This window comes from Streptomyces sp. DSM 42067 (assembly GCF_055792885.1).
In genome coordinates, this window is sequence record NZ_CM147706.1 from 792,934 (window position 1) to 815,102 (window position 22,169).

At 68.8% G+C, this 22,169-nt stretch carries 19 protein-coding genes and 1 pseudogene; 9 read left to right on the forward strand and 11 right to left on the reverse strand.

From position 1 onward, the window contains the following. Positions 1 to 49: 49 nt before the first annotated feature. Positions 50 to 799: pseudogene (locus ACSMXV_RS03935) on the reverse strand (glycoside hydrolase family 5 protein); the annotation flags it as partial. 140 nt (positions 800 to 939) lie between these two features. On the opposite strand from ACSMXV_RS03935, the gene ACSMXV_RS03940 reads away from it, so the two are divergent. The 3 genes from ACSMXV_RS03940 to ACSMXV_RS03950 all read left to right on the forward strand — a co-directional run bounded on the left by ACSMXV_RS03940 (position 940) and on the right by ACSMXV_RS03950 (position 4,163). After that, positions 940 to 1,989, forward strand: coding sequence for a LacI family DNA-binding transcriptional regulator (locus tag ACSMXV_RS03940; protein WP_473176305.1), 1,050 nt, complete (start codon positions 940 to 942; stop codon positions 1,987 to 1,989). Positions 1,990 to 2,348: 359 nt separating this feature from the next. After that, complete coding sequence (locus ACSMXV_RS03945) at positions 2,349 to 2,531, forward strand: hypothetical protein (protein ID WP_473176306.1); 183 nt, start codon at positions 2,349 to 2,351, stop codon at positions 2,529 to 2,531. A gap of 129 nt (positions 2,532 to 2,660) precedes the next feature. Then, the gene (locus ACSMXV_RS03950) at positions 2,661 to 4,163 is read left to right on the forward strand and encodes a glycoside hydrolase family 43 protein (RefSeq protein ID WP_473176307.1); all 1,503 of its coding nucleotides are present in this window, start codon (positions 2,661 to 2,663) and stop codon (positions 4,161 to 4,163) included. 141 nt (positions 4,164 to 4,304) lie between these two features. Here the strand turns inward: ACSMXV_RS03950 and ACSMXV_RS03955 are convergent, their stop codons facing one another. The 3 genes from ACSMXV_RS03955 to ACSMXV_RS03965 form a co-directional block, all read right to left on the reverse strand. Then, on the reverse strand, positions 4,305 to 5,066 hold the full coding sequence (locus tag ACSMXV_RS03955) for an isochorismatase family protein (protein ID WP_473176308.1): 762 nt from the start codon (positions 5,064 to 5,066) through the stop codon (positions 4,305 to 4,307). Positions 5,067 to 5,203: 137 nt separating this feature from the next. Then, positions 5,204 to 5,587, reverse strand: a complete 384-nt coding sequence (locus ACSMXV_RS03960) for a hypothetical protein (protein WP_473176309.1) — start codon at positions 5,585 to 5,587, stop codon at positions 5,204 to 5,206. 35 nt (positions 5,588 to 5,622) lie between these two features. Further along, on the reverse strand, positions 5,623 to 6,528 hold the full coding sequence (locus ACSMXV_RS03965; RefSeq protein ID WP_473176310.1) for an NmrA family NAD(P)-binding protein: 906 nt from the start codon (positions 6,526 to 6,528) through the stop codon (positions 5,623 to 5,625). A gap of 158 nt (positions 6,529 to 6,686) precedes the next feature. Between ACSMXV_RS03965 and ACSMXV_RS03970 the strand changes: the two genes are divergently transcribed. The 4 genes from ACSMXV_RS03970 (at position 6,687) to ACSMXV_RS03985 (ending at position 9,690) form a co-directional block, all read left to right on the forward strand. Beyond that, positions 6,687 to 7,895: a cation:proton antiporter gene (locus ACSMXV_RS03970; protein ID WP_473176311.1), complete on the forward strand. Its 1,209-nt coding sequence runs from the start codon at positions 6,687 to 6,689 to the stop codon at positions 7,893 to 7,895. Between the two features lie 95 nt (positions 7,896 to 7,990). Further along, a complete protein-coding gene (locus tag ACSMXV_RS03975; RefSeq protein ID WP_473176312.1) occupies positions 7,991 to 8,590 on the forward strand; it encodes a sulfite oxidase-like oxidoreductase in 600 nt (199 codons plus the stop codon). Then, a complete protein-coding gene (locus ACSMXV_RS03980; RefSeq protein WP_473176313.1) occupies positions 8,560 to 9,312 on the forward strand; it encodes a ferredoxin reductase in 753 nt (250 codons plus the stop codon). The genes ACSMXV_RS03975 and ACSMXV_RS03980 overlap by 31 nt, the downstream gene beginning before the upstream one ends. Before the next feature lie 105 nt (positions 9,313 to 9,417). Beyond that, positions 9,418 to 9,690, forward strand: a complete 273-nt coding sequence (locus tag ACSMXV_RS03985) for a DUF6510 family protein (protein WP_473176314.1) — start codon at positions 9,418 to 9,420, stop codon at positions 9,688 to 9,690. A gap of 253 nt (positions 9,691 to 9,943) precedes the next feature. Here the strand turns inward: ACSMXV_RS03985 and ACSMXV_RS03990 are convergent, their stop codons facing one another. The 3 genes from ACSMXV_RS03990 to ACSMXV_RS04000 form a co-directional block, all read right to left on the reverse strand. Further along, the gene (locus tag ACSMXV_RS03990; RefSeq protein WP_473179226.1) at positions 9,944 to 11,398 is read right to left on the reverse strand and encodes a dihydrolipoyl dehydrogenase family protein; all 1,455 of its coding nucleotides are present in this window, start codon (positions 11,396 to 11,398) and stop codon (positions 9,944 to 9,946) included. A gap of 285 nt (positions 11,399 to 11,683) precedes the next feature. Further along, positions 11,684 to 12,157, reverse strand: a complete 474-nt coding sequence (locus ACSMXV_RS03995; RefSeq protein ID WP_473176315.1) for a VOC family protein — start codon at positions 12,155 to 12,157, stop codon at positions 11,684 to 11,686. Between the two features lie 517 nt (positions 12,158 to 12,674). Next, a complete protein-coding gene (locus ACSMXV_RS04000; protein WP_473176316.1) occupies positions 12,675 to 13,592 on the reverse strand; it encodes an NADP-dependent oxidoreductase in 918 nt (305 codons plus the stop codon). 845 nt (positions 13,593 to 14,437) lie between these two features. Here ACSMXV_RS04000 and ACSMXV_RS04005 point away from each other — a divergent pair. Both ACSMXV_RS04005 and ACSMXV_RS04010 read left to right on the forward strand, forming a co-directional pair. Then, positions 14,438 to 14,875 carry an allene oxide cyclase barrel-like domain-containing protein gene (locus ACSMXV_RS04005; RefSeq protein WP_473176317.1) on the forward strand — a complete coding sequence of 146 codons (438 nt, stop codon included), beginning with the start codon at positions 14,438 to 14,440 and terminating at the stop codon, positions 14,873 to 14,875. Between the two features lie 525 nt (positions 14,876 to 15,400). Next, positions 15,401 to 16,786: an MFS transporter gene (locus ACSMXV_RS04010; protein WP_473176318.1), complete on the forward strand. Its 1,386-nt coding sequence runs from the start codon at positions 15,401 to 15,403 to the stop codon at positions 16,784 to 16,786. A 46-nt stretch (positions 16,787 to 16,832) separates the two neighbouring features. On the opposite strand, the gene ACSMXV_RS04015 is transcribed toward ACSMXV_RS04010, so the two are convergent. From ACSMXV_RS04015 to lnt, 4 genes are all read right to left on the reverse strand, one after another. Next, positions 16,833 to 18,758: a helix-turn-helix domain-containing protein gene (locus ACSMXV_RS04015; protein ID WP_473176319.1), complete on the reverse strand. Its 1,926-nt coding sequence runs from the start codon at positions 18,756 to 18,758 to the stop codon at positions 16,833 to 16,835. Between the two features lie 236 nt (positions 18,759 to 18,994). Further along, positions 18,995 to 19,807: a 3-hydroxybutyrate dehydrogenase gene (locus tag ACSMXV_RS04020; protein ID WP_473176320.1), complete on the reverse strand. Its 813-nt coding sequence runs from the start codon at positions 19,805 to 19,807 to the stop codon at positions 18,995 to 18,997. A 60-nt stretch (positions 19,808 to 19,867) separates the two neighbouring features. Next, positions 19,868 to 20,341: an NUDIX hydrolase gene (locus ACSMXV_RS04025; RefSeq protein WP_473176321.1), complete on the reverse strand. Its 474-nt coding sequence runs from the start codon at positions 20,339 to 20,341 to the stop codon at positions 19,868 to 19,870. Between the two features lie 67 nt (positions 20,342 to 20,408). Continuing rightward, entirely contained in the window at positions 20,409 to 22,025 is a 1,617-nt protein-coding gene (lnt, locus tag ACSMXV_RS04030) for an apolipoprotein N-acyltransferase (RefSeq protein WP_473176322.1), read from the reverse strand. Positions 22,026 to 22,169: the final 144 nt, after the last annotated feature.

The window sequence follows — 22,169 nt, forward strand, 5'->3', positions numbered from 1 at the left end:
GACATCTCTCGCAAGCCGTCCGCGGCAACAGCGCCCCGGAAGTGTCGCTGAACGTCGGCTCGTTGATGCTCTCGAACACCAGCTTGGACGGCGCGTCCCGGAACTCCGTCGCGAGCTGGGTCCAGGTCGCGGTGTACTGGGCGAGGACGGCGTCGTGATCCGGTCCGAGCTTGTTGACCCACATCCACGAGTCGTGGTGCATGTTGAACATCACGTACAGGTCTTCGGCCAGCGCCCAGTCGACGACCTTCCGTACCTTCGCCATCCAGGCCGGGTCGATCGTGTAGTCCGGTGCCGCGCCCTGGTGGATGCCCCAGGTCACGGGGAGCCGGATGCTCTTGAACCCCTGCGACTTGACTTTCCTCAGGAGCTCCTGGGTCACGGGAGGGTTGCCCCAGGACGTTTCGTCAGGGATGGCGTCGTAGGTGTTGCCCAGGTTCCAGCCGGGCTGCATGGCTGCCACCGCGCTGCGGGCGGCGGGGGAACTGCGTGGTGCGGAGGGCTCGGCCGTAGCGGTGCGCGCGGCGGCGGGCACCATCGGGAGCAGGGCGAACACCATGGCGAGTGCCGCCAGTCGCAGCACAGGCCGCCACGACCCGCGCCATGGGGGAAGTAACCTTGCCGGTCTCCTCGTCATCACATGCACCTTCCAGTCGGTGGACGGCGAAGCGGGCCCTGTCAGGGCCATGCCAGGCGCTTGTACACGTGTGATCGGATCCCAAGCCGACCGGGATCCAGGTGGGGGCAATCCAGGTAGGACGCAAGAAACTTTCGTTGTGCGCGGCGGAGAATTTAACATGCAGTTGTGTCGGAGGCCACAGGTGCGTCCGCACGAGATGCCAGAATGGTGCCCGCATACGTACGCAACGTTGTTTCAACCAGCTACCACCCCCTCCTCCCGGCCGGGGCGGGGGGTTCGATGATCGGGGGAAAGCGACCTTGGCGGACCGCGCAACCGACGGACCGGCGGATCAGGAACGCTCACGGAGTGATGCGTCCAGGCCGGTCACGATCGCGTACATCGCCGAGTCGGCGGGGGTGTCGGTCCCGACCGTGTCGAAGGTGATCAACGGCAAGTCGGGGGTGTCCGCTGACACCCGCGCCCGGGTCGAGGAGCTGGTCAACAAGTACGGCTACCGCAAGCCCGCCGGGGCGAACCGCAGCAACGTGGTGGAGCTCGTGTTCCGCGAGCTCAAGGACATGTGGGCGGTGGAGATCATCCGGGGGGTCGAGAGGGTGGCCCGCCAGCACCGCGTCGGTGTCATGGTGTCGGAGTTCGGCCTGCATGACACCCCCGTACCAAGCTGGGACGACACAGTGTCCCGGCGTCCGAACTGCGTGCTGTCCGTGGCCCAGCTCTCCGAAACCGAACGCGAGCAGCTCACAGCGAAAGGGATCCCGTTCGTCGTCTTCGACCCGACCACCGAGCTGCCGGACGACGTCCCGTTCGTGGGCGCCACCAACTGGTCCGGGGGCCGGACCGCGACCCGCCACCTGACCGAGCTGGGGCATCGCCGCATCGCCATGATCAGCGGTCCCGAGGACGTACTGTGCTGCTGCGCCCGCCTGGACGGCTACCGCTCAGCCCTGCAGGCCGCCGGCCTGCCGATCGATCCGGAACTCGTCGTGCACGCCGACCTCACCCATGAGGGTGGCTGCGCCGCGGCGCGTGCACTGCTGGCCCGCCCCGAGCGTCCGACCGCGATCTTCGCCGCCAACGACCTTCAGGCACTCGGCGTCTACCAGGCCGCGCGCGAGGCCGGCCTGCGCATTCCTGACGATCTGAGCGTGGTCGGTTTCGATGATCTGCCGGTCGTCGCCTGGGTGGACCCGCCCCTGACCACCGTCCACCAGCCCCTGACCGAGATGGCCGTGGCGGCGACCGAGCTCGCACTCACCCTCGGGCGCGGCGAGGAGGCGCCCCAGGTCGGTCTGGAGATCGCGACGACCCTGACCGTCCGGGCCAGCACGGCGCCGCCGAAGAGCTGACCTGCGGGACTCCCCAACCCGCAACCTCATCAACTGCGCTGCGTGTGCTGCCAACTCAAGCCTGAGTGCCCCGCGCTACTGCCCTTGATCATGCGGTGCCCTCGCCGCTGCCGCCGATTGCTCGCGCGCCTCTTCTGCGTCACAAGAGGTGCGCGAAGCCGTTGACCGCAGTTGGGCCCACCGCTAGCCTCCAGAGAAACTGTCGGCCTATGAGAGAGAAAGTTTCTTAGCTGCGTATGGGTAGTTGCCAAGCACTCCCGAGGAGCGCGTCCCCCACCCGCCGCCTCAGCCGCCAACGCGGAGGGGCCGATGCGGAGGTCGGCAGGTATTGCGCCCGCTGGGTCGGGCCGGCCGCGGCGATGTCGCTCGCCGCAGCGGGTTCAGGCAGCTACGCCGCCGGCTACCGCTGGAAGACGCACACCGTCGAGGGTGGAGACGAGCCGATCACCACCGCCGACTACGGTTCGGGCACGCCGGAGGAGGCGGAGGACCGGGGGCGGTACGCGAACGTGACCAACCGCTACGGGGACCCCGCCCGCTGATCCACCAGCACGGACACCGGCTCCAGCGGTACGGCTGGTCTCCCGCCCCCCACTTCAGACTCAACGGCACTGGCCGGCGCCGGCGCCGTGTGGCCAAACCGATGAAAGGACTCGATGAGGGTGTCGAGCATGCCCGCAACCGCCAGCACCATCAACAACCCCGTGGTTCCCGGGTTCCACCCCGATCCGAGCATCTGCCAGGCGGGCTCGGACTACTACCTCGCGTGCTCCAGCTTCGAATACTTCCCCGGCGTACCCATCTTCCACAGCCGGGACCTGGTGCACTGGACCCAGATCGGCAACGCCCTGGAACGGCCGAGCCAACTGCGCCTCCCGCCCGAGACCACCTCCTCCGGCGGGATCTACGCCCCCACACTGCGCCACCACGACGGCCGGTTCTGGCTGATCACCACGAACGTGAACGACGGCGGCCACCTGCTCAGCACCGCCACCGACCCGGCCGGTCCCTGGTCCGACCCGATCCGGCTGCCCGGGGTTCCCGGCATCGACCCGGATCTCGCCTGGGACGACGAGGGCAACTGCTGGTGCACCTATGCCGGAGTCGAACAGATCCGCATCGATCCCCACACCGGCGAGTCGTTCGGACCGCCGCGTCGGCTCTGGTCCGGCACGCCCGATGCCAAAGCGCCGGAAGCACCGCATCTGTACCGGATCGGCGACTACTGGTACCTGCTCATCGCCGAAGGTGGCACCGAGCGGTGCCACGGTGTCTCGATCGCCCGTGGCCGCACGCCCAACGGGCCGTTCCAGCCATGCCCGGACAACCCGATCCTGACTCACCGCGGCACGGATCACCCCATCCAGAACACCGGCCACGGCGACCTCGTACAGGCGCCTGACGGTTCGTGGTGGATGGTGCTGCTCGGGGTACGCCCCGGCGGTGGCACCCCTGGCTGGCACGTACTCGGCCGCGAGACATTCCTGGCGCCAGTGAGCTGGGTCGACGGCTGGCCGGTCGTCGGTGAACTGTCGCTCGTCATGCCCGCCCCTCCCTGGCCGCTCCAGCCGGGCGCCGTCACGCCGGTCCGGGACGACTTCGACCTCAGTGAGCTGGCCCCCTGCTGGATCTCGCTGCGCCACCGCTCGGCGGAGACCTGCAGCACGAAGGAACGGACCGGCTGGCTGACGCTGCACGCCCGTGGGGGATCACTCGACGATCACGACGTGACGTTCGTCGGCCGGCGCCAACAACACCTGTCCTGCCGGGTACGCGCCCTGATCGACCCGAGGGAGGGACGCGGTGGCCTCGCCGTCCGCCTCGACGAACAGCATCACTACGACATCGAGGCCGCGTCCGGCGAGGTACGTGTGCTCGCCCGCATCGGCCCGCTGCACACGGTGGTGGCGTCTCATGCGATGCCCGCCGGACCCCTGGTGCTCAGAATCGAGGTGGCCGCCGTACAGGAACTGAACGACGCGCGTACCGGCCCCGACACCCTCACCATCGGCGTCGAGGAACCGGACGGCACGTTCGTCGAACTCACGACACTCGATGGCCGGTACCTGTCCACAGAGGTGGCCGGCGGCTTCACCGGCCGCGTCATCGGGATGTACGCCTCAGCCGGCACCGTCCACTTCGACTGGTTCGACTACGAACCGCTCGACCGCTGAATGGCGGGCCCCCGCCGCGTACAAGAAGTGAGGCGACGGGGGCGCGCAGGCCGGGACCGCTTATGCAGTGATCGTTGTGCCCACCCGGCTCACCTGGGAGCTCACGGTTGATGGCTCGTCGCGCCGGTTGACGGTTGCTCTCTACTTCACCTGGCCGAACGGGTCCGGCACGGTGTGGCCGCCCACGTTGTTCCAGAAACCCTGAATGGCGAAGCCGTACTCCGGCAGGTCATTGGTGTAGGGCTCCAGGAGTGGGCCGCCGCTGGTCAGTTTCCAGTCGGCCTGGAGCTCGCAGCCCAGTGCGAAGGTTGTCACCAGTTCCGCGCCGGCCCGGGTCATCCGGGCCATCGCGGCCTCGGCCTCGTAGTGGTTCCACGCACCACAGGCATCGACCACCGGGAAGACCTGGTATCCGTCGTTGAGCATCGCCAATGTGGGCATGACGGTACAGGTGCCGATGGTCACGCCGGCGAGCAGTACGTGAGTGCGGCCGGTGCGCTGGGTCAGCTCCTCGAAGGCGCTGCGGAAGCTGGGGTCCTCGTAGGCGTTGATGATGCCCGTGCGGCGGTAGATCGGCGTGTCCGGGAACAGCTCCTTGATCTCGGGCAGCGTGTCGCCGTTCTGCCACTGGGCGTTGGATGACGTGATCAGCACCGGGATTTCCAGCGCTCGGGCGATCTTGGCCAGACCCACCACGTTGGCCTTGAACGCCGAGAGTGAAGTGAAGTCGCGCGTGCTGTTCATCAGGCCGATCTGGTGGTCGATGAGCAGCAGCACGGAGTTCTGAGGGGTCGGCTTGTCGTAGGGAACCCTGCCTGCCGCACGGGCGTCGGCAGGGCTGGTCTTCAATGGGAGCACGCTGTCGGTGATGGGGCTGACGATGTCGGCTGCTCGCTCTGACATTGGAACTTCCTCGTCGAATTCCCCGCAGGCCGGGGGATGGTGAAGCGTCGTCGTCGGCGGCAGCATGGACGCGGCTGCGCGGCTTGGCTGCGGTCCATCCAGGGGAACAGGCCGTCGATCGCCTGTCTCAGGCTGCCTCACCGTCGTCGCCGCCGCGAGTCGGCGGGCCCTCGTGGGGGCGTGCCGCAGGGCGTTCGAGGCGGGATTGCTGAGGTCCTGGCGCATCCGCACCGGATCGGCGTCGAGCCAGACCGGCTTCGGTGCGGCTGCGCAGCCGTCCCCGCCTCGGCGGTGATCACCGTGCGTCCGCTGAGGACCTGGCGCATGGCGCCGCTGCTGCGGTACCGCTGCATGCACGCCAGGCGTAGCGTGGCGAGTTCCCGTACGCGTGCCCGGTCGCTGCGGTCGAGCACGTACGGTCCCACCGCCCGCGGGCCGACGCCGGAGAGCTGGGCGCCCGGTTCGGTGCAGGTGTCGGCGTGCAACGGGTCGATGGTGGCCGAGGCACGGGGCTCGATCACGCCTGGTCGGCGTGGTACGTGTCGGCCGGTGCGGCTCAGCCCAGATAGAACTCCTTGCGGGCGGCCACGAACGCTTCGACCGATCGGGCAGGAATGCCCGTGACGCGCTGTACGTCGTCCGTCGCGCGGTCGTAGCGATTCTCGCGGTGCAGTCGGGCCATGGTGGCGATGTGCTCCTCGGTGTGCGGCGGCAGCCCCACCTTGGCGAGGACTTCGGCCCGCCACTGCTCCAGCGGCACGTCCACATAGGACACCGGGGACCCCAACGCCCGTGAGAACTCCTCGGCCATCTCCGTCATATCGACCGAGCGCGGGCCCGTGAGCTCGTAGACGTGTCCGATGTGCCGGGCCGGGTCGCGCAGCACGGTGGCTACCACTCGGGCGACGTCCTCCACAGCGACCGGCGAAGTGCGCCCAGTGCCGAACGGCAGCGCGATCGTGCCGCTCTCCCGGATCGACCGTGCCGCCAGCACGGTGAACAGCGGGTTGTCCAGGAACGACGTCGGCCTGATGTGTACCAGCGGCAGGCCCGACCAGTTCAGTACCTGCTCCGCCAGCCAGTGCAGGCGCTGCTGGTGCGACTCCGCGGTGCTGGTGGCGGTCATCTGCGACACCGTCATCTGGGACATGCTCACCAGGGCGTCCAGGCTTCCGTGCTCGCGCGCCACGCTGGCCACCACGGTCGCGGCCAGCAGATGGTCCGGCGACACGGGCATGGCGAAGTACATCCTGCCGACGCCCTCCAGGGCGGCCGCGATGCTCTCGGGCCGGGTCAGATCGCCGAGGACCACCTCCGCGCCGAGCCCACGCAGCTCGGCCGCACGATCGTCGTCGCGGCGCACCATCGCACGCACGGGCACGCCCTGCGCGCGCAGTTGCTCCAGGACCGCGCGGCCCACACCACCGGCGTTGCCCAGGAGAACGAGGTTGCTGGCGACCATCGATCGCATCCTTAGCCGAGTGGGAGCGTGATCACACGTGTATGCCCGCGCCGAGGAGTTCGTCCCATCAGCCTAGGGGGACCAGCAGCCCATAGCATCACGTAAGAGGGCAACGTTGGTCATAGCCAGTGCACCGCCTACCGGCCACCGGAGTCACCATGTCTTACGACAATCTGGTCATCGTTCTCGCGGTAGGCGCCGGCGTCCCGTTCCTCCTCGCCATCGTGCCCCGAGTCCCCCTCCCGGGCCCAGTCCTCGAGATCGTGGCCGGCGTGATCGTTGGTCCGGCGGTGCTGAATCTGGTACAGCCGGACGCCACCGTTCAGGCGTTGTCGATCATTGGACTGAGCTTCCTGCTGTTCCTTGCCGGGCTCGAGATCGATTTCCAGCAACTGCACGGCCCACGGGCGCGGCTCGTCGCCATCGGTCTGGCGGGCACGATTGTGCTGGCCGCGATCGTTGGCTGGGTGCTGGACTCCGCCGGGCTGGTCGAGAGCCCACTGCTCATCGGCACCGCGCTGGTGGCAACGTCCTTGGGGCTTCTGGTCCCGATCCTGAAGGACGCCGACGCGATCGACCGGCCAGTCGGCCAACTGACCATCGGTGGAGCCTCTGCAGGTGAGATCAGTGCTGTGCTGCTGCTGTCGTTGTTCTTCTCCGAGCATGCTTCAGGCCCGGCCTCCAGGCTGCTTCTGTTGCTCGGCCTGGCTTGCCTTACGGCGCTCATCGCGGTGACTTCTATCCGTGCGGGGCGCTCGATGTGGCTGTCCCGGGCCGTAGTGAATTTGGCGGACACGAGCGCCCAAGTCCGAATCCGCCTGACCATGCTTCTGATCGTCGGCCTGTCCGCGGTCGCCATGCATCTTGGATTCGAGGCCATTTTGGGTGCCTTCATTGCGGGGGCCGTACTGCGGCTGGTCGACCCCGACGCGGAACGGACGCATCCGCAGTTCCACGTAAAACTGGAGGGCCTGGGCTATGGATTCCTCGTCCCGGTCTTCTTCGTGACCAGCGGAATCCAGTTCGACCTCGGCGCACTGTTCGCGGACGCCGCGACGGTGCTGCGGGTACCGATGTTCCTCGCCGCGCTCCTCCTCGTTCGTGGACTGCCCGCCTTGGCCTACCGCAGCGCGGGGCTCTCGCGGGCAGAGGTCATGGCCAGTGGACTCCTGCAGGCCACTTCCCTTCCCGTGATCGTGGCGGCGACAACGATCGGGCTGAAGCTGGACGCGATCCGACCGGCCAACGCAGCCGCGCTGGTGGCAGCGGGCCTCTTGTCCGTGATCGTGTTTCCCTTGATTGCGCTGCCCTTGCTGAACCGTTCACGGACATCCGCAGGATCGGGGGCGGAGGACAAGCCGGATTGATGCCCAGACCGACACCGCCGGCTCGTCTCGAGATGCTGTGCTGCGCGATGTCCTGGAGAATGGAAAACGCATTGTGCTGAGAATAGGGGCACGGTATGCCCATCGTTTCACGCGGATTCCACGGCCGAGCACGGGATGCACGGCACCGACTGCCTCCTGGGCAGTACGAGACCGCCGACTTCCCTGTTCTGTCGGCAGGACCCACCCCTGCGGTGGACCTCGACCAGTGGGAGTTCACCATCCGCACAGAGACCGGCGCACGGCACATCTGGGACTGGGCGGAGTTCATGGCCTTGCCCAGCCAAACGCAGACCGTTGACTTGCACTGTGTCACCAAGTGGTCGAAGTTCGAGACGGAGTGGCAGGGAGTCTCCCTGGACGTCCTTCTGAAGGACGTGGAGACCAGTGCCGAGTACGCGCTCGTTCACTCCTACGGCGACTACACCACCAACGTCCCCCTGGAGGACCTCCTCGACGGGCAGGCATGGATCGCTTACCGATACGACGGCGAGGAACTCGCGCCGGAGCACGGCGGCCCCGCCAGGTTGCTGATTCCGCACCTGTACCTGTGGAAGTCCGCGAAGTGGGTGCGCGGCATCCAGCTGCTCGACGAGGAAGAGCGGGGCTTCTGGGAGAACATCGGCTACCACGACTATGGGGACCCATGGCGCGAGCAGCGGTATCAGGGCGACTAGGCGACCGGCTGCGCTGGAAGGCTGCCCGTTTGACCGATCGGCGCGTCGAGTCCCACACTGCGCGCACCCTCGTCTTCGAGGTGCCCGGCTGGCCGGGTCATCTGGCGGGACAACATGTCGATGTGCGGCTCACGGCGGAGGACGGCTACAGCACACAGCGCAGCTACTCACTGGCGTCGGCACCCGACGGCGAGAGCGTCGAACTGACCGTTCAGCGTGTAGACGATGGCGAGGTCTCCCCGTACCTGACGGACGAACTCGCCGTGGGCGACGTGGTGGAGCTGCGCGGACCGGTCGGCGGCTGGTTTGTGTGGCGTCCCGAGCAGAAGGAGCCGATTCTGCTCGTGGCCGGCGGCTCCGGCCTGGTGCCACTGATGGCGATGATCCGCATGCGCCGCGCGATCGGCAGCCGTACGCCCTTCCGGTTGGTGTACTCCGTACGCAGCCCTGAGTACCGGCTCTTCGTATCGGAGTTGAGGCGGGACGACCCGGGCCTCGACAAGACGTACCTCTATTCCCGCTCCACCCCACCACAGTGGCCGCGGCCGCCCGGGCGGTTCACCGCTTCTGACCTGTCAGGCGCCGGGTGGCCACCGGACTTCGAACCCACTTGCTACGTCTGCGGTTCCACCGGCTTCGTAGAAAAGGCCGCCGGACTACTGGTGGCCCTCGGCCACCACCCTGGCCGTATCCGGACCGAGCGTTTTGGACCCAGCAGATGAAGCGAGCAGGTGGCGTGCGCGGCTATGGGCGGTAAGCCGCCAGTGGCCGACTCACCAGCCGGCGACGGCTCTCCGGGTACATCGGTACAAACGGAGGTGAATGCCATGACTCTGACGCCTGACTTCCTTGACGGCAACGCCGCCGCCGGGGACCTCGAGTCTGTGTTCGGAACCGACATGACCATGGCTTCCGGACGATGCCGTGGCTGCGGCGAGCAGATGATGCTTGCCCAGACGCACGCCTACCTCGGTGGTCCCGGGATGGTGCTGCGCTGTCCCGGCTGCGACGGCGTCCTTCTTCGCCTGGTCCGCTCGCCCACCCAGTTGTGGCTCGACGCCGGCGGACTGGATTACGTCAGGATCCCCACACCGGCCTGACGTACGACTGCATGACCGGACCCTCGCCGACGGACGATGCTCCGGTTTCGAAGGTGATTTCGTATTCGCGGACGGATCCGGCGCTGCCGTCATCCCCGCCGCACAGGTCCTCAGCGTGTTCGAAGAAGCCAACCGCATCACACAGGACGAGGCAGCTTCGTCGACAGGATCCGTAACGCAGCCCTCGCCGCCGAGTAACCGGATCGCGGCGACCTGCCGTCGACGGGCGCGCTGCCCGCGATCGTCGGTGACGTCATGACGAGCTTGGCTGCTGCCGGTCCCGGTAGGTCTCCAGCAGCCTCAGCCACACCTCGCTGATCGTCGGGAAGGCCGGCACGGCGTGCCAGAGCCTTTCCAGCGGCACCTCGCTCACGACCGCGACGGTGGCCGAGTACAGCAGTTCACCGACGCCGGGGCCGACGAAGGTGACACCCACCACGGTGCCACGGTCCATGTCGACCAGGAGACGGGCCTGGCCGCGGTAGCCGTCGGCGTACTGGTGGGCACCCGCGACGCCTGCGATGTCGTAGTCCACCACCTCGACCCGGCGCCCCGCCCGCTCCGCCTCGCGCGTGGTCAGACCGACGGCCGCGACCTCCGGGTCGGTGAAGACGACCTGCGGCACGGCCACGACGTCGGCCGTCGCGGCGTGCGCGCCCCACCGTGTCTCGTCGGCCGGCTCTCCCCTGGCCCGGGCGCCTATGGCGGCACCGGCGATTCGGGCCTGGTACTTCCCTTGGTGGGTCAGCAGGACCCGGTGGTTGACATCGCCCACCGCGTAGAGCCAGCCGTCGGCGACGGCGGTCACGCGGCATGTGTCGTCCGCGGTCAGCCAGTCGCCTGGAGTGAGTCCGATGGTCTCCAGGCCGAGATCGGCAGTCCGGGAGGCTCGGCCGGTCGCGAAGAGGATCTCATCCGCGGCCAGTTCCCCGCCGTCTGCCAGCGTTATCCGCACCTCGCCGTCCTCGCGTGCCAGGGATGCCACGGAGACCCCGAGTCGGACATCGGCGCCCGCTTCGCGCAGACCATCCGCGACCAGTTGGCCGGCGAACGGCTCCATTCTCGCAAGCAGTCCGGCGTCGCCGCGGACCAGCATGGTCACCTGGGAGCCGAGCGCCTGCCAGGCGGTGGCCATCTCGACGGCCACCACACCCCCGCCGACCACGGCCAGGCGGCCCGGTACTCGACCGGCGCTGGTGGCCTCGCGGCTGGTCCAGGGGCGTACCGAGTCGAGCCCGGGTATCTCGGGCACGGCCGCGCCGGTCCCGGTGCACACGGCGACAGCATGTCGCGCGGTCAGCAGCACCGTGTCGCCATCCGGGGTCTGCACGGCAACCCTCCGGGGACCGTCGAGCCGTGCGTGGCCGCGGATCAGATCGACGGAGACCGAATCCAGCCAGCCGACCTGGCTGTCGTCCTTCCAGTGGAAGACGATCTCGTCGCGGTGGGCGAGGACCGCGGCGACGTCCAGTGGCCCGCCCACCGCCTGACGCAGCCCGGGCACGCGTCGCGCGTCGGCCCGAGCCAGCACCGGCCGCAGCAGCGCCTTGCTGGGCTCGCAGGCCCAGTACGAGCACTCGCCGCCAAGCAGTTCGCGCTCCACGATCACGGTGCTGAGCCCGGCGGAGCTGGTGCGTTCGGCCACGTTCTCGCCGGTCGGGCCTGCGCCGAGGACGATCACGTCGTAGGTGCGCCGGTCCTCGGTCATCATCGCTTGGTTCATCGCTGTTCCCGTGACTCGGTGGATGTTGCGGACTTCGGCGGACCGGGCTTGCCAGGTCTGCGCGCCGTTGGCCGTATCTGCCGCACGGCGACGGGGTCCGAGGCCGACCTCAGGTCTCAGCGAAGGGGCGTGATCTGCGGCGAGAGCTCGTGCCCAGCGCTGCCCTGGGGGGCCTCACCGGGGGTGATGCGCACGGCGACGAGCGCCCGACACGGTCTTATGGCGGCAACCGCTGGTCACGGACCGTTGCGTCCGATGCCTGAGGTGGTGTCAGCGGCCGGGGGCCCGCTGCTTGATTTCCTGGAGTACCCAGCCGTTGCCGTCCGGGTCGCTGAAGGTGGCGTAGGAGCCGTAGGAGTCGCGGTTGGGGTGCAGGCCGGCCACCCGCTCCTGGCCCTGGCCCTCGTGGACGATCCGTCCAGCCTCGTGGCCGTGGTAGAAGATGCCTCCTGCGTCGTGGAACACCTCGCTCACCTCGATGCCGCGGCCGACGAGATCCGCGCGGGCCTCCTCGATGTCGAGGACGATGAGGTACAGGCCCTGGACGGAGCCCGGCGCCAGGGGGGTGAGCCCCTTACCGAAGATGATCGAGCACTCCGAGCCGGGCGGCGTGAGGTGCACGGCACGCCAGTCGTCAGTGGCGGCGACATCGATGTCCAGACGGAATCCCGCGGCCTCGTAGAAGGCCTTCGCCCGATCGACGTCGGAGACGGGCAGCACGATGAGTTCGAGCTTCAGATCCATGTCGGGGCCATCTTTCTTCTCGGCAACGGTGTGCCTGGGTCCTGGGCGTCACCGGTTCAACAGGTGGTCAGGGTCGGGCCATCGAACTTCTCGCCACCTACCTCGGCCCGGCGGACGCCCGGCGCGGAATGTGCACCGGGCCGGGTGGGCCGTGGAGCAGCACACCGGCCCGAAGCAGGGCCGGTCACAGCTCTTGTCCACGGTGGCCGACCGTTGCTGGTTCTCTGGTCGTCCTCTGGACTGGGTTGCTCGGCCGAAGCCGTCGGCCTCTGGACTGGGTTGCTCGGCCGAAGCCTCGCCGAGCTCAAGCACGGACAGGAGCGTCGCTGCGAAGTCGCACATCTTGCTTGCCTCGTTCTCCAGACCCTCGTAGCAGCGCGCGGTTGGACTTTCGCCACCTTGCATCTTTCGGCCAAGGTGGATCGGCCCGCCCAAGGGGGGCAGGGCACAGTCGGTGACACCTGGGCCAGCGCATGAGGCATCGGACGGCGAGGACGCCGATCCTGGTGCGTGGCGCTCACGCAACCTGGATGACGGTCTTGCCGACTGTTCCCTTCTTCGCGCGGAACGCCTCCGGGGCACGGTCCAGAGGATGGACGGCACCCACCAACGGGCGCAGCCGGCCCTCCCGGTGCCTGCCGATGATCTTCAGGAGGTGATCACGGTTGGGTTCGACGATGAAATACATGGCCCGACCGTCCTCGGGCCGCACGGTCGGGGGTTGGGCGATGGTCACCAGGGTGCCGCCGGGCCTGAGCACGGCGGCAGAGCGGTCGAGTACCTCCCCGCCGATGGCGTCGAAGACGAGGTCGACGCGGCCTACCGCCTCCTCCCACACCGGTTGTCCGAGGTCGAGGAAAACCTCTGCGCCGAGCTCCAGCACCCGGTCCCGGCTCCCCTCGCGCCCCGTCCCGAGCACGCGCGCCCCGGCATCAAGGGCAAGCTGCGTCGCGGCCATTCCCACGCCCCCGCCCGCTCCGTGCACCAGCACGCTCTGCCCAGCCTCCAGCCTTCCGTGTATGAAGAGGCCCTGCCAGGCGGTGAGGCCCGGCATCGGCAGAGCCGCCGCCTGCACGTGGTCGATTCCCGCGGGCAGCGGCGCCAGATTGCGCGCCTCCACCGCCGTGTACTCCGCGAGAGTGCCGTCCCGGTTCCAGTCGGTCAGCCCGACGACACGCTGACCGACCGACAGCCCGGTCGTGCCGACCGCCACCTCGGCGACCTCACCCGAGAGTTCGTGTCCCGGAATGACGGGCGCTCGGTCCCTGCCGCCCCGGTCGACCCACGTGGCCGGCCAGGCCAGCTCATCCGGGGTGAAGCAGGCCGCACGCACCCTTACGATGACGTCGCCCTCGCCCGCGTACGGGTACGGGGTCTCCTCCACAACCAGGCTGTCCACGGCCGCATCGCGATCGTGGGCTCGTACGGCCTTCATCGCCCCTCCTTCCGGCAGCGAGCGAGTACCCCTACCGTTCCAGAATGACGGCGTGGTGCCCTCGGGGCGATCCGGGGCGACGCACCTCCGATCTGGCCGTCTCAGGTGCACCCCAGCACCTGAGCACCGGGGCTTGGAAACGCACGCGCATCATGCACAGGCTGTGACCGGGATGGCGGGACGGCTCATTGGGTTAAGGCGGCCACATCGGTCGGCAGCGTGTAATCCCGGCCCGTCAACCGTTACGTTGCCGGTCCGACCGGAGATGATGCGCCCGTGGCGCCCGGCTGCCGAAGGTCGCTCTGCCGGGCGCCGCCTGGCGTCTGCCAAGGAGAAGAAGTCGGTCTGCCACAGGCGGACCCCGACGACCGGCTGCGCGAGCCCGTCACGGAACGCGTACGGGCACCCACTGCCTCGACGGCACCCTGCACCGAGAGCCTCACTCTCGAACAGACGTGCAGCTCCGATTCCTGATGGAATCGGATATTGAGAAGAAACAGTCGATCGAGTGGCTGTCTGGGACCACGTTTACCGGCGAGTGCGTCCTCGGTTACTGGGAGGAGCGACGGAGCCGGCTGACGCGGCGGCTCGGCCACCTGACACTCGGCAGACAGGACGGTTCGACCGCGCCAGGCGTCTGATGCACCGCACAGCCGGATGACTGATGGTGCTCCGCCGAGCACCACAGCCTGCCTCCACCTGGTCGCTCGCCCAACTGACCAGTCGGCATGACCTGGTAGCCACGTTTGCACACCCGCACCAAGACCATTGAACGGAGCAGTCAGGTGTCGAACACCACCAAGACAAGCAGCGTGAGATACCTGAGCGCAGCTGTCGGAGTAGCTGTGACCCTCGTCGGCGGTGCAGCGCTCGCGCCGTCGGCGTCGGCCGACGTGTCCGCCGCGAGGCACCGTGTGGAGACCTTCCAGCTGGTCGGCAAGCAGACCTCGGCCGGAGAAGTCGATCTGGGCGAGCCGGGAGTCAGCGTGGGTGACCAGCGGGTTGTGCACGAGGATCTCTACCGTGACGGCAGGAAGGTGGGCGATCACAGCGCGGTATGCACCTACACCCAGGTCAGTCCGGCCGCCCTCCAGTGCCTGGGCACCTTCGCGCTCCCCGATGGGCAGTTCGCCGTGCAGTCACTGCTGCACCTGCCGGCGCCGCCCTCCGTCGACGTCAGCATCACCGGCGGAACTGGCTCCTACCGCACCGCTCAGGGCTTTGTCCGCACCGTCCCCGCGGGTGAGACCGAGCGCCACTTCGCCGTGCACCTGCAGCGCTGACGAGTCCCTGCACGCCGACGAGCCCCAGACAGACCGTGCCGGCAGCCGGACCGGCCGACACGGTACCGACCGAAGCCCGGGCTACATCACCCAAGGCACGCCCGCACCTGCCTTGTGCATCCGCCCGCCACCTTCAGTTCGAGCCGGACATACAAGGCACGCCATCACCTGTCGTGGGTCCCGTTGGGTCCGTCCTCAGCCGGCCTTACGGGCCACACGGTTCAGGACCGCACCCACCGGGGATCCGGCGGGCAGCCGGACGCGTCGACGCCGAGTTCGTCGACAAGCTTCTGGCGAGGCTATCACTGCCGGCGAGGGCCACATCACGCCCGAATGGAACAACCTGGACAGCCCCTTCGGGGCCTCGTCAAGGCCGTCGAGAAGGATCCGGAACCGCTTTCATAGTGTGCGCGCGCACTCCAACGCCCAGAACTATGGTGTCCCACCACATACGCCTCTGACCTGCACGTTCCTACGGTGTGGCAACACGCAACCGTCCCCGTCGAACGCCAGGAAGTGGTGCCGATGTCGTCGCCCGCAACCGCTCCACCATCCCAGTCGAACCTCAAGCGCATCGTCGCCGCGTCCCTCATCGGCACCACCATCGAGTGGTACGACTTCTTCCTCTACGGCTCCGCTGCCGCTCTGGTCTTCAACCAGCTCTTCTTCCCCGAATCCGATCCACTCGTCGGCACGCTGTACTCCTTCGTGACGTATGCCGTCGGCTTCGCCGCCCGGCCGCTGGGAGCGCTGGTCTTCGGGCACTACGGGGATCGGCTCGGGCGTAAGAAACTGCTGGTGTTGAGTCTGCTGCTGATGGGTGGCGCCACCTTTGCGATAGGGCTGCTGCCGACCCACGCCACGATCGGGACCGCGGCGCCGGTGCTGCTCACGGTGCTGCGTCTCGTTCAGGGCTTCGCACTCGGTGGCGAGTGGGGCGGTGCCGTACTGCTCGTGTCCGAGCACGGCGATGCCAGGCGCCGTGGGTTCTGGGCCTCCTGGCCCCAGACCGGCGCCCCTGCCGGGCAGTTGCTGGCCACGGGTGTGCTCTCGCTGCTCACTGCCGTGCTGTCGGACGCCGCCTTCACGTCATGGGGCTGGCGCATCCCGTTCCTCCTGTCCGGTGTACTGGTCATGGTCGGTCTGTGGATTCGTCTCTCTGTCGATGAATCTCCCGTCTTCAAGGCGGCACTTGCCCAAGCCGCTGCGCGCAAGGCGGAGCACGCCTCCGAGGTGGAGAAGCTTCCGCTGATCGCTGTGTTGCGCCACCACTGGCGTGACGTCCTGATCGCCATGGGCGCACGCATGGCGGAGAACATCAGCTACTACGTCATCACCGCCTTCATCCTCGTGTACGCCACGACGTCGGCGGGGGTCTCCAAGCAGACCGCCCTCAACGCCGTACTCATCGCATCTGCCGTCCACTTCGCGGTAATCCCGCTCTGGGGCGCTCTGTCGGACCGGGTCGGCCGCAGGCCCGTTTATCTGCTGGGCGCGGCAGGGGTCGGGCTCTGGATGTTTCCGTTCTTCGCGCTGATCGACACCGGCAGCTTCGGCAACCTCCTTCTCGCCGTGACCGTCGGACTGGTGCTGCACGGCGCCATGTATGCACCGCAGGCCGCCTTCTTCTCCGAGATGTTCGCGACGCGGATGCGCTACTCGGGCGCCTCGATCGGCGCGCAGTTCGCGTCCGTTGCCGCCGGCGCGCCTGCGCCGCTCATCGCGACCGCACTGCTCGAGGAGTCCGGCAGCTCCACCCTCATCGCGCTCTATGTGATCGCGGCAGCCGTGCTGACCCTGATCGCGGTCGGCGTGGCGAAGGAGACCAGGCAGCGTGACCTGGCCGAGGTGGAGCCCGGCAGTGGTCAGGATGCCCCCGTGGCGTCGCCTGCCGATGCACGGACCGCATAGGGCACGCTGCTCCGTTCGACCCCCGCACGCATGGCGCGTGCGGGAGTCACGGTATGACTGCGGCGGACAACCGGTGCAGTCTCAGCGCGAGTTGGATCTCCAGTGCGCGGGCCGGGTTCTGCCATTCCGGGCCGAGCAGGCGGGCGATGCGTTCCAGGCGCTGTGCGACGGTGTTCACATGGACGTGCAGTTCGTCCTTCGTGCGGGCCGGGCTCATGCCGGAGCCGAAGTAGGCGTCCAGCGTGCGGACCAGATCGGTGCCACGCCTTGCGTCGTAGGCGACGACTTCCCCGATGGTGCGGTCGACGAAGCCGGCGATGTCCCGGCTGTCGGAGAGCAGTAGGCCCAGGAATCCGAAGTCCTCGGCTGCGGCGCCTTCGCCGGATCTGCCGAGCAGGCGCAGCGCGTCGACGCAGCGCTGCGCCTCCGCGTATGCGGCCACGACCGTGTCCGGATGTGCCGCGAGGTCCCCGACCGGTGCGGAGGCGCCGACGGTGACCGCCTCATGGACGGCTGTGCCGATGTGCTTCGCGGTGCGGCGGGCCACTGTGGCCGCGGTGTCGCCCTTGTGGAGCGGCAGCAGCAGAACTGTGCCGCCGTCGCGCGCGGCCGCCAGGCCGTGCCGGGTCGCGGCGAGATGCGAGGCTGCGGCCCACAGCCGTCGGCGCCCGGCGGCCCCTTCTTCGGCATCTGCGGCCGGAGCCTCCAAGCGGGCGGCGAGGACCACGTGGGTGGCGTCGAGGTCGGCGCGCAGCCGGACTGCACGCTCCCGTAGCACACGGGGGTCGCGGTCGCGGGAGTCGAGGAGGTCGTCCAGGAGTTCACCGCGGACGCGCTGTTCGGCTTCGGATGCCGAGCGTCGGGCGAGCATCAGCAGTGATGTGACCATGGCTGCCCGTTCCAGGGTGCGCTGGTCCACGGGGTCGAGGCCGGGGTGTCCCCGCAGCACCAGCGCGCCGAGCAGCTCATCGCCCGCGGTCACAGCTGCGATCCAGTCACCGCCGTGGCGTACAGCGTGGCCTTCGGCTCGGGATGTCTCCAGGGCTTCGGCCGGAGCGGTGCCCGCGTCGGCGAACTCCACGGTGCCATCCAGGACCTGGGAGACCGCCGCAGCCACGTCGTGCACTCCTCCGCCCCGCAGCACCAGTTCGGCGAGCCGGTCGTGGACCTCCGAGGCACGCTCGATCACGCCGCTGCGGTCGCGGATGATCTCGTTGGCCCGCTCGAGGCGGCCCAGCGCTTCCCGTGTCTCCGTCAGCAGGTTCGCCGTGTCGATGGCCGCCGCCGCGAGGGCCGCGAACGAGCCGAGCAGAGCGATCTGCTCCCGTTCGAAGACGCGGGCGCGGCGGTCCGCGGCGAACAGTACTCCGATGACGTGGGCCCCCAGCATGAGCGGAACGCCGAGGATGGCCACCAGCCCCTCTTCCCGCACGCCGGCGTCGATGGCCCGCGTGTGCTGGAAGCGGTCGTCCTTGAAGTAGTCGTCGGTGACGTACGGGCGGGCGGTCTGGGCGACGAGACCGCCGAGCCCCTCCCCCATGCCCAGCCGCAGCTGCTGGAAGCGTGCCGCGACGGAGCCTTCGGTGACCCGCATGTAGGTGTCGCCCCTGGCCGGGTCGTTCAGGCTGAGATAGGCGACGTCGGTGCCGAGCAGGGAACGGGCCCGGTACACGATGGCCTGCAGGACGGCGTCGAGGTCGCGCAGGCCCGCGAGGTCGTGCGCGGTCTCGAAGAGCGCGGACAGTTCGGCCTCGCGGCGCCGCCGCCCCTCTATCTCCGAGCGCACGCGCAGAGCGAGCAGTTTGGCCTGCTCCAGGGCGGCGATGCGCTCGGGCGGCTGTCCGTCGGCGCGGGCGAGCAGCACCGGCTGCTCGTACGCATCGGCGGAGGCCCCTCTGGCGAGGAGTTCCAGGAACGGTGCCTCCGCGCCGGCGGTCGTATCTCTGGCGGAGTGCAGTTGATCGCGAGACATGTTCACAAGGATTACCTGCCGGACGGCCGGGCCCGCCAGCCCTGTGGATAACCCGCGGGCGTTCGGATGTTCGAGACCACGGCCTAGTCAGTCGGCCCGCCGTAGTGAGGGCGGCCACCACCGGGTGCATCAGGCCCGCCAGGTGGGTGCAGACCCGCCACGTGTGTGCAGACCCGCCAGGTGTGTCATCCGGCTCAGCGGTGTGCCGGCTGTCGGTCGGTCGGCCGAGTCAGCTGTCAGTGGGCCGTCCAGCCACCGTCCATCACCAGCGACGTACCGGTCACGAACGACGCCTGCGGGCTGCACAGATAGGCGACGGCCTCGGCGACCTCGGCGGGTTCGATGAGCCGCTTGACGGCGCTGTCCTGCAGCAGGACCTCCGTCAGCACACGCTCCTCCGGGATGCCGTGCGCGGCGGCCTGGTCGGCGAGCTGCTTCTCGACCAGTGGGGTGCGCACATAGCCGGGATTCACACAGTTCGAGGTGACACCGTGGGGGGCGCCTTCCAGGGCGGCGGTCTTGGAGAGTCCTTCGAGTCCGTGTTTGGCGGCCACATACGCGGCTTTGAAGGCCGAGGCACGCAGCCCGTGGACGGAGGAGACGTTGACGATCCGGCCCCACCCTTGGCCATACATGTGCGGCAGCGCCCCGCGGATGAGGCGGAACGGGGCCTCCAGCATCACCGTCAGCACCGTGTGGAAGACGTCGGGCGGAAACTCCTCGATCGGCCGGACGAGCTGGATGCCGGCGTTGTTGACGAGGATGTCGGTGCCCTCGGCGACCTGCTCCGCGGCATCGAGGTCGGTGAGATCGAGAACCCGCGGCTCGATGCTGCCGGGCAGCTCGCCGGCTTGGTCGACAAGTTCCGCCAGGCCGGCGTCGTCGCGGTCCACGGCCCTCACCTTCGCCCCGGCGGCGGCCAGCCGCAGCGCGCAGGCGCGGCCGATGCCGCCTGCGGCACCGGTGACGAGTGCGGTGCGGCCGCCGAGGTCGAGGGGCTGGGCTCCGAGGGCCTGAGCGGGGATGCCGTGGGTGAGGGGCGCGGTCATGCCCCGACCCTAAGCAGGACCCCCGCCTCGACCGATGTGGCCTACCCCCATACTTGGCCCCTAGGTCATAGGGTCGAACCATGTGGGTCCATCAGCCAGCGCCTGCTTGATCCGCAGCATCCCGAACTCGTTCAGCTCCGGCAGCGCATCGATCGTGAACCAGCCCACTTCCAGCGACTCGTCGTCGTTGACCCGCGCCTCTCCGCCCACGGCCCGGCAGCGGAAGGTGATGTCCATGTACTGGCAGATGTCGCCGTTGGCGTAGGTGACCGGCTCCAGGGCCTGGACGAGGACGACGCGCTCGGCGACGCACCGTACCGCCGTCTCCTCGTACACCTCGCGCACTGCGCAGGCCGCCGGCTGCTCCCCCGGGTCCGGAATGCCGCCGATCACCGACCACTTGCCGGTGTCGGAGCGTCGCCCGAGGAGCACTCTCTCCTCGTCGTCGAGGACGATGGCGGTGACGCCGGGGAGCCACAGCAGCTGTTGTCCCGCGGTGGCCCGGATCGTGCGGATGAAGTCAGGAGTAGCCATGCGCCGACCCTAGCGGCCCGCCGCCGTCCCCCGTTCACGGCGATGGGTCACTGCTCCCGGCGATGGTTCACTCCGAGGGTTCGCTGCGACGGCTTCGTACGGCCGCGGTCCCGGCCCAGCCGAGCCCGCCGGCCGCGATCAGCACCAGAAGGACCTCGGGGAGTACGCCCAGTCGCGTGGCCGGCGTCTGTGAGGAGCGCAGCGGGACCTCCGCGACGAGCGAGTCCGGAGTGAACATCTGTGTCCTCTGGACGATCCGTCCGTCCGGCATGATCACCGCGCTGACGCCGCTGGTCACCGGCACGGTGACGGTCCGGCTGTGCTCCACGGCACGGACCCGGGACATCGCGAGCTGCTGGTACGTCATCTCGCTGCGGTCGAACGTCGCGTTGTTGCTGGGCACCGAGATCATCTGCGCGCCATGCGTCACCGTGTCGCGCACGGCCCAGTCGAAAGCGGCCTCATAGCAGGTGGCAAGGCCCACCTTGGTGCCCGCCATCGCGAACACGCCCGGCTTGTCGCCACGGCTGAAGTCCTGCCGCACCATGTCGACATCGCTGCTGAAGACGCTGATGAACGAGCGCAGCGGTATGTACTCGCCGAAGGGCTGGATCTGCCGCTTGTCGTAGGTGTCGGTGGGGCCCTTCTCCGGGTCCCACAGGATCTGCTCGTTGTAGAGCTTGCCGTTGTCGGCGAGGACGACGCCGCCGACCGAGATGGGCACGCCGATCGCCTTGGCGGCCGCATCGATCACGGCGCGCGCGTCGGAGTTGCGGAACGGGTCGATGTCGGAGGAGTTCTCCGGCCACAGCACGAAGTCGGGCTGCGCGACCTTGCCCGCCCTGACCTGCTCGGCCAGCCGCTCGGTCTCCCGCGCGTGGTAGTCGAGCACGGCGCGGCGCTGAGCGTTGAATTCGAGTCCCGCGCGCGGGACATTGCCCTGGATGACGGCGACGGTCGCGGTACCGTCCTCGGCCGCGTCGCTGACGAGCGGACTCGCGGCGAAGGCTCCCGCGACCGGTGCGACCACCGTGAGCACGGCCGCCAACGCGGCGCCACGCTGCACATTCCGGGCTCGCCGGGCCTCGGCCACCTGACGGACGGACTCGTACAGACCGAAGCCGCACAGTACGACCGCGAAGCCGAGCACCGGCGTGCCGCCCGCGGCAGCGAGAGGGAGGAAGACCCCGTCCGCCTGCCCGAATGCGATCTTCCCCCAGGGGAAACCGCCGAACGGTACACGCGCGCGTGCCGCTTCGCCGGCGATCCACACAGCGGCCCCCCACACCGGCCAGACAGGCAGCCGCGATACCGCTGCGATGCCGACGCCCACCAGAGCGACGAAGACCGCCTCGACGGCGACGAGCGCCAGCCACGGTCCGGGACCGACCTCCACACCGGTCCATACGAGCAGCGGAAGCAGGAAGCCCAGCCCGAAGACGTAGCCGAGCCCGAGCCCCGCCTTCCAGGTGCGGCCCCGCAGACACCAGCCGAACACCGCGAAGGCGGGCAGTGCCAGCCACCACAGAGTGCGGGGCGGGAAGCTGACGTACAGCAGCACTCCGGAGAGCGCCGCCGCGGCGGCCGGGACGAGCCGACGCACGATGCGTGCCGCACGGGGGGCGGGCTCTGCTCGCGGTTCGAGCTGTTCCGGCTCGTCTATGGAGGTGGCGGTGACGGTCACGCGGCGAGTCTACGGCGCGCGACCTCGGCCCCCGCAATGCGGGCGTACCGGCTCCTGGGGCCCGCCGCCTACCCGATTGCGGCCCGCCGCCTGCCCGTTTACTGCATCGTTCCTGCGCAACCTGTCCACAAAATGGTGCACCAG